The sequence below is a fragment of the Bradyrhizobium sp. HKCCYLRH3099 genome, from assembly GCF_051167855.1.
GTDB lineage: Bacteria > Pseudomonadota > Alphaproteobacteria > Rhizobiales > Xanthobacteraceae > Bradyrhizobium.
This window is the reverse complement of the sequence record NZ_JBNPTW010000028.1, coordinates 29,290-40,773: the sequence shown is the minus strand read 5'-3', so window position 1 is coordinate 40,773 and position 11,484 is coordinate 29,290. Positions and strand designations below refer to the sequence as shown.

The following is an 11,484-nucleotide window of genomic DNA, read 5'->3' as shown; positions in this document are numbered from 1 at the left end:
ACGATCGCGCCGGTCTCGCGCTGGCGGCGACGTCGGCGATCACCTCGCAGCGAAATTCACGCCGATCTCCGTCACCACCGGCGCGAGCTTCAGCAGCGCTGGATTGTCGGACGCTACTTTCACGCCATCCCCTGAAAGCGCGCGCGGCGTGTCCTTGCTGGTCCCGAAGCGGATCGTGATCGAGCAGCCGCCAGGCAGCGTGCGCCCGAGCGCGCCGTTCTTGAAGTCGGTGACGTAACCGCCATAGTCCCAGCCGAAGCCCGCCACGGCAAACGGCTTGCCATTGGCGCTCTGCACCGCCGCGAGGCTCGCACCGATGCTGATGCCGGCCACGCTCCAGCGGCTGGTCTTGGCGGTGTCGCGCAGCGTCAGGCCTGAGACCGTCGCCTTCTTGTCCTCGATGAACGAGATCTCGATGCGCCGGTCCGCCGCGCGCGGAAACAGGACCAGGCCCTTATAGGTCTCGCCCTCGGCGCCGGGCAGATCCTGCACCACCGCGTCGCTGCCATAACGCTGCTGAATGCTCTTCGCCGTGTCGGTCGAAGCCACGGGCTGCGTGCAGGTGATCGGCCCTTCGCTTGGCGGGGCGGTCTGGGCAAGGACGGGAGAAGCACTCACCAAAGCGGCTGTGATCAGAACGTGGCGCATCCAGGAACCTTGTCAGGAGACATCATGGAGCCAATCAAACCTTGGTCTGCCCCAACCCAACGCGGGTTCATGCCCGACCTCAGGCCGCGAGACGCCGCTTCCGCACCGCCTCCCCGAACGCCTCGAACAGCTTGCGGTTGATCGGGTTCTTCTGCGGATCATATTCAGCGTGCCACTGCACGCCGAGCGCAAAGCTCGGGGCATCGGCGATGCGGATGGCCTCGATGGTGCCGTCCTCGGCGATGCCCTCGATGACGACGCGGTCGCCGGGCTCGAGGATGCCCTGGCCGTGCAGCGAGTTCACCTTGATGCTGTCGCAGCCGAGAATGCCGGCGAAGGCGCCCCCAGGCGTCAGCCGCACCTCGTGGCGATCGGCGAAGATGACGGTCGGATCGGGATGGATCTCACCATTCTCAAGCCGGGGCATGCGGTGGTTCATGCGGCCGGGGATCTCGCGGATCTCCGGATGCAGCGAGCCACCGAAGGCGACGTTCATCTCCTGGAGGCCGCGGCAGATGCCGAACAGCGGAATGCCCCGGGCGACGCACGCCTCGGTCAGTTGCAGCGCGACCTCGTCGCGATGGACGTCGTAGGGCTCGTGCTTGAGGCTCGGTTCGGTGTTGAAGCGGGTCGGATGCACATTGGCGCGGGCGCCGGTCAGCACCACGCCGTCGACCACGTCGAGCAGCGCCGCGATGTCGGTGATCTCCGGGACACCGGCAAACATCAGCGGCAGCGCGCCCGCGACCTCGGCCACGGCGCTCAGATTGCGCTCGCCCACCATCTGCACGTTGAACCTGTTCTCGACGCGATGACTGTTGCCGATCACGCCGACCACGGGACGTTTCATTGCCCTCGTTTCTCTCCCTGTGCGCCCAGGCCTTTGTCTCAGCCCGAGATGGTCTCAGCCCGATATGGTCCCGGCCTGGAGGCACAAATCGTGCCTCTTCAAATCATGCCCGCGTCGCAAAGCCGGATCAACATATGACCGCGCGGGTCCCCAATGCCAATTCCGGGCAACCCCGCATGGCTTCCAGCCGATGAACGGTCACGCAAGCCTTTGCTTGATCCGCCAGCCGTTTTCGCCAATGTGTGGGGGCCGATCAGCACAGAGGACGCCGCATGACCGCCCCCGCCGACCCGCGCCTCCAGGACCGAACCGACCTGGCCTGGGCCATTGCCGTGGGCGGCATCGGGGTGATTCTGTTCACCGCGACGCTGGCCTTCAGCTGGTACTACGCTGCGGCGCTGTTCCTGCTGTTTTCCGGCATGCTGCTGGGCGTCGCCCTCAATGCCATGACCACCCTGCTCGGCCGCGTGCTGCCCTGGCCGCACCCGTTGCGGCTCGCGATCGTCTGCGTGGCGCTGGCGGCCCTGCTCGTCGGCATCGTCTTCCTCGGCGGCACCACCATCGCGGACCAGGCCAAGGTGCTCAGCGACACGATCAAGTCGCAGCTTGGCAACATCAAGGGCTTCCTCGACCGTAACGGCATCGACACCAGCTTCTTCGAGTTCAACGGCACCAACACGGCCACGGCGGCGCCGGATGGCGGGACGACGACCCCGACGCAATCGACGTCGCACGGCCTGCCGGGGGGCCTGCCCTCGCCGAGCGCGCTGGCCTCCTCCGGCGGCGCCATCGTCAGCCAGACCTTCAAACTGCTGCTCGGCACCGTCAGCGCCGTCGGCAACTTCTTCATCGTGCTGTTCCTGGGGCTGGCCTTTGCGGCACAGCCGTCGGTCTACCGCAGCGGCCTGCTGTTCCTGGCGCCGGCCAAGTATCGCGACCAGGCCACGGTGATCATCGACCGCATCAGCTATACGCTCGAGCGCTGGCTGATCGCGCAGATCACCACGATGTTCGCGGTGTTCGTGGTCACCTGGATCGGACTCGCGATCATCGGCGTGCAGAGCTCGTTCATCCTCGGCATCCAGGCCGGGCTCCTGGCCTTCATCCCGACGGTCGGCGCGATCATCGCCGGCGTCATCGTGGTGCTGGCGAGCCTCGCCTCCGGATGGGTCGCGGCGGTCTCCGCCTTCGTGCTGTTCCTCGGCGTGCACGCCATGGAGAGCTATGTGTTGACGCCGCTGATCCAGCGCCAGGCGCTGGACATTCCGCCGGCCACGCTGTTCGCATTCCAGATCCTGCTCGGCATCGTGTTCGGCGTCTGGGGCCTCACCCTGGCGCTGCCGCTCATGGCGATCGCCAAGGTCATGATCGACTATTTCAAGAGCGACCGCCGTACCGAGGACGCCGCGGCCGCGATCTGAGGAACGCGCCGGTCAGCCGGCCGGCATCGCCGTTTCGACGAGCTTGGCCCAATAGCTGATCCCATGCGGGATCACGTCGTCGTTGAAGTCGTATTCCGGGTGATGCACGCCGGCGCCATCGCCGATGCCCATGAAGACGAATGCGCCGGGCCGCGCCTGCAGCATATAGGCGAAATCCTCACCGCCGAGCCGAGGCGGCATGTCGGTCTTGACCTGGTCCGGCCCGACGACGCTGCGCGCGACGTCGGCGGCGAACGCGGTCTGCTCGGCATGGTTGATCACGACCGGATAACCCCATTCGTAGTCGATCTCGACCTCGACGCCCATTCCGTTGGCGAGCCCCGTCACGACGCTCTTGAAGCGCTCGTCCATCAGGCGGCGCACCTCCTCGTCGAGCGTGCGCACGGTGCCGCCGATGACAGCGGTCTGCGGGATGATGTTGTCGGCCGAGGTGCCCGCATGGAAGCGCGTGATCGACAGCACCGCGCTCTCGACCGGATCGACATTGCGCGCCACGATCGACTGCAAGGCCGTGACGATCTGCGCGCCGGCGATGATCGGATCGACGCATTTGTTCGGCCGCGCGGCGTGCCCGCCGAGTCCCTTCAGGCGCACCTCGAAGGTGTCGGCCGCCGCCATCACGGCGCCCACGCGCGTCGAGACGTGCCCGAGCGGCATTCCCGGCGCGTTGTGCAGGCCGTAGACCTCCTCGATGCCGAAGCGCTCCATCAGCCCGTCCTCGACCATGGCGCGGCCGCCGGCCCCGCCCTCCTCGGCCGGCTGGAAGATGACGACGGCCGTGCCCGCGAAGTTGCGGGTCTCGGCGAGGTAGCGCGCGGCGCCGAGCAGCATCGCGGTGTGGCCGTCATGGCCGCAGGCGTGCATCCGGCCGGGGATGGTGGATTTGTGCGGGACGTCCCGGGTTTCCTGCAGCGGCAGCGCGTCCATGTCGGCGCGCAGGCCGATCACACGCGACGACGGCTCCCGCCCGCGGATGACGCCGACGACGCCGGTGCGACCGATGCCGGTCACGACCTCGTCGACGCCGAACGAGGTCAGCAGCTCGGCGACGCGCGCGGCCGTGCGATGCACCTCGTACTGCAACTCGGGATGCTGGTGAAAATCACGGCGCCAGACCGTGGCGTCCTGCGCCAGCTCGGCGGCGCGATTGATGATCGGCATGAGTGAGTTCCGGAAAATGAGGCGCGCGCCAGGACGGCGCGTATGTCGTCTCATTGCATGTCGCACGGCAGCAAAACGCAAGCGCTATCAGCACATGCAATCACTGCGCGGGCTGCATCCCGGCTAAGTCAGCAATTGCCTCAGCTCGCGCGCGAGGTTGGCCCGCGCCTTTCCGTCCAGCGCCGCGGCGAAGGCGGGATCGGGATAGATCACGGGCCGGCTCGCGAACCGCTCCAGCACGGCCGCGCGGCCGGCGCGATAGGCGTCGTCCGGCACATGGGCATATTCGCGCCGGATCGCGCGCGCATAAGCGTCGTAGGTCGCCTCGTCGGCGCCGAGAACCGCGAGGTCGATCGAGACCAGCAGCGCACCGCGGCGGTCGCCTGCGGGAACATCATGGGTTCGTGTCAGGCGGATCAGGCGGCCGACCTCGTCTCGCATGTCAGGCGCGACATGCTGCTCGGCGAGAACGGCGCTCTGTTCCTCATTGTCGGACCGCGTGGGATCATAGACGACGTCGTGCCACCAGATCGCCTGGGTCAGGATCTCGCGGTCGCCGACACTGAGATCGGCGACGCGATCGAGCCGGGCAAGGCAGTCCTCGATATGACCGAGATCGTGGTAGTGCCGTCCCGGGGCGGTGTAGGCCGCAACCAGCTCGTCATGCGTCATGATCGCGGCTCGCGCTGCTCAGCCCGCCGAATTCAGCACCGTCTCGGTGTGCTCGACATCCGGGGGGCTCGCGAAATACTGCCCGACCAGGCCCCGCCATTCGGTGAAGTTCTCCGAGCCGCGGAAATCAACGGTGTGGTTCTCGAGCGTCTCCCACTTCACCATCAGCCGGTAGCGCTGCGGCTTCTCGATCGACTTGTGCAGCTCGAAACCGTGAAAGCCCTTGGAACGGCCGAAGGCGGCGCGCGCCTTGGCGACGGCGGCCTCGAAATCCTTTTCCGATCCGGGCTTGATGTCGATCTGGGCGATTTCGGTGATCATGATCCGGCGGCCTCCCCTGGTTGTTGGACCGTTTGTCTAGCCCAGACCAGGGGAGAGAGAAAGCCGTGCGTCAGCTGGAGATGGCCGCCTGCCCGGCTTGCGGCGCAGGCGTGGCCGTCGCGGCGGCCGCGCGCTGGCGACGGTAGCGCTCCAAGGACAGCGGCAGCTCGGCGGAGGCTTCGACACGATTGCGCCCGGAGCGCTTCGCCTTGTAGAGCGCGGTATCGGCGGCGGCGAGCAGCACGTCGAGCTCGGTGCCGGCTGGGCCGCCGGCGACGCCGATGCTGACGGTGGTGTCGACCGGCTTTTCCTCGCACACCACGCCCGAGGCCGCGAACGCCTGGCGCACGCGCTCGGCCGCGACCATTGCCTCCTCGATCGAGCACGGCAGCAGCGCGGCGAATTCCTCGCCGCCGATCCGTCCCGAGATATCCGTCAGCCGCAGCTTGTCGACGACGACGTCGGCGAACACCTTGAGAACCTCGTCGCCCTCGGCATGGCCGAAGCGGTCGTTGATCGACTTGAAATGATCGATGTCGAAGATCAGCACGCTGACCGGCCGCTCGGCGCGCGCCTCGCGCTCGATCAGTTGCGCGCAGGCATCCGCAAAGCCGCGGCGGTTGAGCAGGCCGGTGAGCGGATCCGTCGTCGCCGCGCGCTTGTGCGCAGACACGATGCGCTCGGACACCAGCATGAAGATCACGAACACGGTGCCGACCGCATAGAGTACGAGTTCGATGGAGAAGATCGTGACCCAGGCGGCGGCGAAGGCGCCATCCGCATCGCGCAGCATGTTGCCTAGCAGGATCGGCAGCATCAGCACGAAGCCGTGCATCGCCGGCACGATCAGCGCCGGCCAGCGCCTGTGCAGCGTGCGCCGCCGCTCCTGCCAGAGTTCGGCCGCGGTGAGCATCGCATAGATCACGACGATCGCCGCACCGATGGTCAGCCGCAGCGCCTGCGCGGCGGGATCGAGCAGCATGCCGCTGGCGATCCAGACGGTGGCGCCGAGCGCGAGGCCTGCGACGCTCGGCGACTTGCCATGGAATACGCGCGCCGCATTCCACACCATCGCGGTGGCGATCAGGCCGATCGAGCTCAGGAGCAGCGAGATCACCTCGCCATAGCTGTCGGCGACCAGGGTCCACAGCGCGATCGCGACCGCGCCGAGGATGTAGGCCGCCCCCCACCAGCGCAGTGCCGGCGTGTTCTCCTGCCGTCCGAAATACAGCAACATGGCGCCAAGCAGCGCCGCGACCATTGTCGCTACGATGTCGAGCGTCATGCTGTCGAGCGCCATGCGTCACCTCGGTTGCTGCGGCCGTGCGGGGAACTCAGGGTTAGCGCGGCCTTAGTGCGATCAAGCTACCGGGTGGTCTGTTGGAAAGAGGTTTGCCTGGGATGCCAAGTTTTCTCGAAAAGCTCGACGCAACTCGCCGGCAAATTGCTGCGCAAAAATGCTGCAAACAGGATTCAAAACCGATGATGGCCCCCGTAAACGACACTCGCTGGGATTGCGCACCATCAGCCGCCGGTCATTGTTAGTTGAGTATGAAAGCGAGACATATGAACCATTTCACACCCGATTGCGGACGCTCATCGAAACGATAAGAAACTTTCTCAAATTTGAGATCATCTCTCCCTAACACGGCCCGACAGGGGCAAAGCGGCCACACGAGGGGACGAGAATGTCTTTCGACGACGATACAAACGACAAGAAATCCGCGGCAGATCATCCGGCTGGTGGCGTCGATCGCCGCACGCTGCTGCGCAACGCCATGGGCGTGTCGGCGCTCGGCCTCGGCGCCAGCATGCTGCCGGGCCAGGCGCAGGCGCACTGGCAATGGCGCATGCATCACCACCATCATCACGTCACCACCAGCTTCGCGCTCGCCGTGCTTCCGGATACGCAGTTCTATTCGCGCTATGCGACGTCGGAGGAAGGCCAGGCCTATCAGCGCCAATATGGCAGCACGCCCTACCCGGCGCAGACGCAGTTCATCGTCGACAATGCCGCGAAGTACCACATCCCGTTCACGATCCATCTCGGCGACGTCGTTGACCAGGTCAAGCATCCGCAGCAATGGGCGGTCGCCGACGCCGCGATGAAGCTGCTGGAGAACGCCGGCCGCCCCTACTCGGTGCTCGCCGGCAATCACGACGTGCTGCAGGCGCTTGAGTTCGAGACCGCGGCGAGCCAGGGCTCGGGGACCGACGCGCAGCGCGCCCCGTCCGAGCCGTATTTGTCCTGGTTCCCGGCCAGCCGCGCCGCCAAGCAGCGCACCTTCCTGGAGCGGCATCCGAGCGGCTGGCACGAGGCGCATGTCTTCCACGCCTGCGGCGTCAGCTTCATGGTGCTGTCGCTATCCTGGCGCGCCTCCGATGACGCCATCGCCTGGGCGAACAGCATGATCGCGCGCTATCCGATGCTGCCGGTGATCCTCGCCAATCACCAGCTGCTCAACATCGCCAATGACGGTGTCAGCCCGCTCGAGGTGCCGTACGGCCAGTATCTCTGGGACAGGCTGATCCGCCGCAACGACCAGATCTTCATGACGCTCAACGGCCACTATCATGGCGGCGCGCATCTGACGAAGTTCAACGACTTCCACAATCCCGTGCATGAGATGGTCGTCGACTATCAGATGGCCTATCAGGGCGGCAACGGCCTGATGCGGCTGTACGAGTTCGACTTCACGAAGAACAGAATCGACGTCGCCTCGTTCTCGCCCTGGGTCGTACAAAAGCCGAAGAACAGCCTCAAGCAGTTCGATCGCGCCTGGCTGTCCGACGACAACCACGAATTCACCATCGAGATCGACTTCCAGCGCCGCTTCTCGCGCTTCACCCGCTTCTGCCATCTCCCGGCGTTCGCCGGCACGCCGATCCTGCCGCGCGTCAAGCAGGACCTCTACGCCAACTACACCGAACAGCCCGAGCCAGCGGTGGTGCCGCCCGCGAACGAGCAGGACTACCCGCTGATCGCCGAAACCGTGGCGCATTGGCGCATCGCGTCGTCAGCGATCGGCAAGGCCGTCGCCGCCGGCACCGCGCTGCCAGACCTGACCTCGGGCAATCCGATGCAACGCGCCGCGCTCGCCGGTGCCGCTCAAGCGGCCGACGTCGTCTTCACCGCCGACAAGCACCGCCTGTCGTCGGCGCCGGGCAGCGTGCAGTTCCTCAACACCACCAAGCAGGGCGGCGGCCGCTTCAGCTGGTTCACGACAGCGGCCAATGCGCCGATCAACGCGGCGACCTTTGCCAAGGGCTACACCGTCGAGGCCTTCATCAAGATCGATCCGAACTGGAAGGCCGCGGATCACGCCTGGTGCAACATCCTGACCCGCTTCGGCAACCGCGGCTGGCTGCCGAACTATGCCGGCGGCGATCCGGAATCGCCGCCGATCCTGTTCGCGATATCGAACCTGCGCGAGGTGCAGTGGGAGATCGTGCCGTCGAGCGCGACCAGCCAGCCGCAGACCGACTGGTCCGGCGAGATCATGCTCAACACCTGGTATCACCTCGCGATCGTCAACGATCCCAAAGACAATTCGACCGTGCTCTACATCGAGGGCGCGCCGGTCGTGCGCAGCGTGATCGGCGGCAATGGCCTTGCCAGCGTCGCGGCGTCCCAGCCCTGGGCGCTCGGCTGCGGCTGGTGGGATCGCGCGCCGTCGGACGGCTTCATCGGCAGCATCGGCGAGGTGCGTGTCGTCTCGAAGCCGTTGGCGCCGAACCAGTGGCTGACCGCGCGCCGCGCCAGCGCCTGATCTCAAAAGCGTCGCACAAAGCAAAACGGGCGCCCGCGAGGGCGCCCGTTCGTATTGGAGACCAGCTGATCCGGCACAAGCCGGATCGCCTGGGAGATCAGCGCTTCGAGAACTGGAAGGAGCGGCGGGCCTTGGCCTTGCCGTACTTCTTGCGCTCGACGACGCGCGAGTCGCGGGTCAGGAAGCCGCCCTTCTTGAGGACGCTGCGCAGCTCCGGCTCGAAATTGGTCAGCGCCTTGGACAGGCCGTGACGGACCGCACCGGCCTGGCCGGACAGGCCGCCGCCGGCGACCGTGCAGATCACGTCGTACTGGCCCTTGCGGGCGGCGACGACCATCGGCTGCTCGATCATCATGCGCAGCACCGGACGGGCGAAGTACACTTCGATGTCGCGGGTGTTGACGGTGACCTTGCCGGAGCCCGGCTTGATCCAGACGCGGGCGACCGCGTCCTTGCGCTTGCCGGTGGCATAGGCGCGGCCGAACTTGTCGACCTTCTTCTCATACTTCGGAGCGTCGGGAGCGGTGACGGCGCCCTTGAGCTGCGACAGCTGATCGAGAGACTGGATGCTTTCGGCCATCTTATGCGGCCCTCGTGTTCTTGCGGTTCAACTTCGCGATGTCGATCTTCTCGGGGTTCTGCGCCTCGTGCGGATGATCAGGTCCGCCATAGACACGCAGATTGCCCATCTGCACGCGGCCGAGCGGGCCGCGCGGGATCATGCGCTCGACGGCCTTCTCGAGCACGCGCTCCGGGAAGCGGCCCTCGAGGATCTGGCGCGCGGTGCGCTCCTTGACGTGACCGACGAAGCCGGTGTGCTTGTAATACGTCTTCTGCTCACGCTTGCGGCCGGTGAACACGGCGTGCTTGGCGTTGACGATGATGACGTTGTCGCCGCAATCGACGTGCGGGGTGTAGATCGGGAGGTGCTTGCCGCGCAGCCGCATGGCGACCAGCGTGGCGAGACGACCGACGACCAGACCCTTGGCGTCGATCACGACCCACTTCTTCTGGACCTCGGCCGGCTTTGCCGAAAAGGTTTTCATGAGAGATATCCGTGACAGGGAGAATGCGGCGCGGATGACGCGCCGAACTGGTCGCAGCTTCTAGAGAAGCGCTCCGTATTCGTCAACGCCGCAGAAGCAAAATTCCTATAAGAAAAACAGCCACTTGCAAATATGGTGCAATAATACCCTCGAAAACGTCACGCATTCGGAATGGAATAGGTGGCCGTGACATGAGCGATGGGATCGGGGGATTCCCCTGACAGCAGAGTGACTTCGCCCACGGCCAGCCGCTTGCCGAGCTTGAGCAGCCGCGCCTCGGCCAGCACGTCGGCCCCGGCGGCGCCCTTGCGCAGGAAGTTGATGTTGAGATTCGTGGTCACGGCGAGCCCGACCGGGCCGATCGCCGACAGCAGCACGACGTACATCGCGAAATCGGCCAGCGCCATCAGCGTCGGCCCGGACACGGTTCCGCCGGGACGCAGCATGCGCTCGTTGAAGCGCTGCCGCAGGACGCAGCTCTTGCCGTCGGCACTTTCGATCGCGATGTCTCCGCCGGTCCGGAAAGCCTGGGGAAATTCCGCGTGCAGGAACGCCTCCAGCTCCGGAATGGTCATCTTGGCCGTCATGTCTCCCCCTGCTTTGTGTCGTTGCCTTCTGTTACATTAGCCGCCAACACGCGCCCATACGGAAAACGCCAAAGGGAAACCCATAAGGGAAATCGGAATGTCCGCCCCTGCCCTCGCCCATGCTGCCGACGCGCCGACCCTGTTGCGCGAGATGGCCGGCTCCGTCGCCGTGCTGACCTTGAACCGGCCGGCGCAGCGCAACAGCCTGTCGGAGGCGCTGATCGCCGAGTTGCATCGGGCGCTCGCCGAGATCGCCGCCGACAAGGCGGTGCGCGCCGTGGTCATCGCCGCCAATGGTCCGGCCTTCTGTGCCGGCCACGACCTGAAGGAGCTCACCGCCCGCAGGGCCGATGCCGATCGCGGCCGCGCCTTCTTCGCCGGGCTGATGAATGCCTGCAGCGCGATGATGCAGGCGATCGTGCAGCTGCCGAAGCCCGTCATTGCCTCTGTGCAGGGCATCGCCACCGCCGCCGGCTGCCAACTGGTCGCAAGCTGCGATCTCGCCGTTGCCTCCGAGCGCGCCTCCTTCGCGACGCCCGGCGTCGATATCGGCCTGTTCTGCTCGACGCCGATGGTGGCGCTGTCGCGCAACGTCAGCGCCAAGCAGGCCATGGAGATGCTGCTGACCGGCGAGCCGGTTCCGGCTCCGCGCGCCCGCGAGATCGGGCTGATCAATCGCGTGGTGACGCCCGGCACGGAACGCGACACCGCGATTGCGCTGGCACAACAAGTCGCGCGCAAATCCGCGCATACGATCAAGCTCGGCAAAGAGGCGTTCTACCGCCAGGCCGAAATGAACCTTGCCGACGCCTATCGTTATGCGGCAGAGGTGATGACCGAAAACATGCTCGCCCGCGACGCGGAAGAAGGCATCGGCGCCTTCATCGAAAAGCGGACACCGACCTGGCGGGATGAGTGATCGCTCTCCGCTCTCTCCTCCGTCATTGCGAGCGCAGCGAAGCAATCCAGAGTCCCACCCGAGCCCCT

12 protein-coding genes are annotated in these 11,484 nt (G+C 66.0%); 3 read left to right on the top strand and 9 right to left on the bottom strand.

Going from position 1 to position 11,484, the window contains the following annotated elements:
• Positions 1-39 precede the first annotated feature (39 nt).
• Both ACQR1Y_RS33415 and ACQR1Y_RS33410 read right to left on the bottom strand, forming a co-directional pair.
• Positions 40-648, bottom strand: coding sequence for a hypothetical protein (locus ACQR1Y_RS33415; protein ID WP_434879854.1), 609 nt, complete (start codon positions 646-648; stop codon positions 40-42).
• A gap of 79 nt (positions 649-727) precedes the next feature.
• Entirely contained in the window at positions 728-1,498 is a 771-nt protein-coding gene (locus tag ACQR1Y_RS33410; RefSeq protein WP_434859186.1) for a gamma-glutamyl-gamma-aminobutyrate hydrolase family protein, read from the bottom strand.
• A gap of 272 nt (positions 1,499-1,770) precedes the next feature.
• On the opposite strand from ACQR1Y_RS33410, the gene ACQR1Y_RS33405 reads away from it, so the two are divergent.
• The gene (locus ACQR1Y_RS33405; RefSeq protein ID WP_434879853.1) at positions 1,771-2,919 is read left to right on the top strand and encodes an AI-2E family transporter; all 1,149 of its coding nucleotides are present in this window, start codon (positions 1,771-1,773) and stop codon (positions 2,917-2,919) included.
• 12 nt (positions 2,920-2,931) lie between these two features.
• Here the strand turns inward: ACQR1Y_RS33405 and ACQR1Y_RS33400 are convergent, their stop codons facing one another.
• From ACQR1Y_RS33400 to ACQR1Y_RS33385, 4 genes are all read right to left on the bottom strand, one after another.
• Positions 2,932-4,101, bottom strand: coding sequence for a M20 aminoacylase family protein (locus ACQR1Y_RS33400; protein WP_434879852.1), 1,170 nt, complete (start codon positions 4,099-4,101; stop codon positions 2,932-2,934).
• 123 nt (positions 4,102-4,224) lie between these two features.
• Positions 4,225-4,773 (bottom strand): HD domain-containing protein, encoded by a 549-nt coding sequence (locus tag ACQR1Y_RS33395; RefSeq protein ID WP_434859189.1) that lies wholly within the window; start codon positions 4,771-4,773, stop codon positions 4,225-4,227.
• A gap of 18 nt (positions 4,774-4,791) precedes the next feature.
• Positions 4,792-5,094 carry an antibiotic biosynthesis monooxygenase family protein gene (locus ACQR1Y_RS33390; protein ID WP_434879851.1) on the bottom strand — a complete coding sequence of 101 codons (303 nt, stop codon included), beginning with the start codon at positions 5,092-5,094 and terminating at the stop codon, positions 4,792-4,794.
• A gap of 70 nt (positions 5,095-5,164) precedes the next feature.
• Positions 5,165-6,394 carry a diguanylate cyclase gene (locus ACQR1Y_RS33385; RefSeq protein WP_434859190.1) on the bottom strand — a complete coding sequence of 410 codons (1,230 nt, stop codon included), beginning with the start codon at positions 6,392-6,394 and terminating at the stop codon, positions 5,165-5,167.
• A gap of 388 nt (positions 6,395-6,782) precedes the next feature.
• Here ACQR1Y_RS33385 and ACQR1Y_RS33380 point away from each other — a divergent pair, with 388 nt between their 5' ends.
• Complete coding sequence (locus ACQR1Y_RS33380; RefSeq protein WP_434879850.1) at positions 6,783-8,864, top strand: LamG-like jellyroll fold domain-containing protein; 2,082 nt, start codon at positions 6,783-6,785, stop codon at positions 8,862-8,864.
• A 97-nt stretch (positions 8,865-8,961) separates the two neighbouring features.
• Here ACQR1Y_RS33380 and rpsI read toward each other — a convergent pair whose 3' ends face one another.
• The 3 genes from rpsI to ACQR1Y_RS33365 form a co-directional block, all read right to left on the bottom strand.
• Complete coding sequence (gene rpsI, locus ACQR1Y_RS33375; protein ID WP_006611043.1) at positions 8,962-9,444, bottom strand: 30S ribosomal protein S9; 483 nt, start codon at positions 9,442-9,444, stop codon at positions 8,962-8,964.
• 1 nt (position 9,445) lies between these two features.
• Positions 9,446-9,910 carry a 50S ribosomal protein L13 gene (rplM, locus tag ACQR1Y_RS33370; RefSeq protein WP_008966110.1) on the bottom strand — a complete coding sequence of 155 codons (465 nt, stop codon included), beginning with the start codon at positions 9,908-9,910 and terminating at the stop codon, positions 9,446-9,448.
• 158 nt (positions 9,911-10,068) lie between these two features.
• Complete coding sequence (locus tag ACQR1Y_RS33365; RefSeq protein ID WP_006611045.1) at positions 10,069-10,497, bottom strand: PaaI family thioesterase; 429 nt, start codon at positions 10,495-10,497, stop codon at positions 10,069-10,071.
• A gap of 97 nt (positions 10,498-10,594) precedes the next feature.
• On the opposite strand from ACQR1Y_RS33365, the gene ACQR1Y_RS33360 reads away from it, so the two are divergent.
• Complete coding sequence (locus ACQR1Y_RS33360) at positions 10,595-11,416, top strand: enoyl-CoA hydratase (protein WP_434879849.1); 822 nt, start codon at positions 10,595-10,597, stop codon at positions 11,414-11,416.
• The last annotated feature ends 68 nt before the right edge of the window (positions 11,417-11,484 follow it).

Bases quoted from the DNA above. Each gene is read 5' to 3' on its own strand.
- ACQR1Y_RS33390 (WP_434879851.1), bottom strand. From the start codon at position 5,094: ATGATCACCGAAATCGCCCAGATCGACATCAAGCCCGGATCGGAAAAG.
- ACQR1Y_RS33415 (WP_434879854.1), bottom strand. From the start codon at position 648: ATGCGCCACGTTCTGATCACAGCCGCTTTGGTGAGTGCTTCTCCCGTC.
- ACQR1Y_RS33385 (WP_434859190.1), bottom strand. From the start codon at position 6,394: ATGGCGCTCGACAGCATGACGCTCGACATCGTAGCGACAATGGTCGCG.
- ACQR1Y_RS33360 (WP_434879849.1), top strand. From the start codon at position 10,595: ATGTCCGCCCCTGCCCTCGCCCATGCTGCCGACGCGCCGACCCTGTTG.
- rpsI (WP_006611043.1), bottom strand. From the start codon at position 9,444: ATGGCCGAAAGCATCCAGTCTCTCGATCAGCTGTCGCAGCTCAAGGGC.
- ACQR1Y_RS33405 (WP_434879853.1), top strand. From the start codon at position 1,771: ATGACCGCCCCCGCCGACCCGCGCCTCCAGGACCGAACCGACCTGGCC.
- rplM (WP_008966110.1), bottom strand. From the start codon at position 9,910: ATGAAAACCTTTTCGGCAAAGCCGGCCGAGGTCCAGAAGAAGTGGGTC.
- ACQR1Y_RS33400 (WP_434879852.1), bottom strand. From the start codon at position 4,101: ATGCCGATCATCAATCGCGCCGCCGAGCTGGCGCAGGACGCCACGGTC.
- ACQR1Y_RS33410 (WP_434859186.1), bottom strand. From the start codon at position 1,498: ATGAAACGTCCCGTGGTCGGCGTGATCGGCAACAGTCATCGCGTCGAG.
- ACQR1Y_RS33395 (WP_434859189.1), bottom strand. From the start codon at position 4,773: ATGACGCATGACGAGCTGGTTGCGGCCTACACCGCCCCGGGACGGCAC.
- ACQR1Y_RS33380 (WP_434879850.1), top strand. From the start codon at position 6,783: ATGTCTTTCGACGACGATACAAACGACAAGAAATCCGCGGCAGATCAT.
- ACQR1Y_RS33365 (WP_006611045.1), bottom strand. From the start codon at position 10,497: ATGACGGCCAAGATGACCATTCCGGAGCTGGAGGCGTTCCTGCACGCG.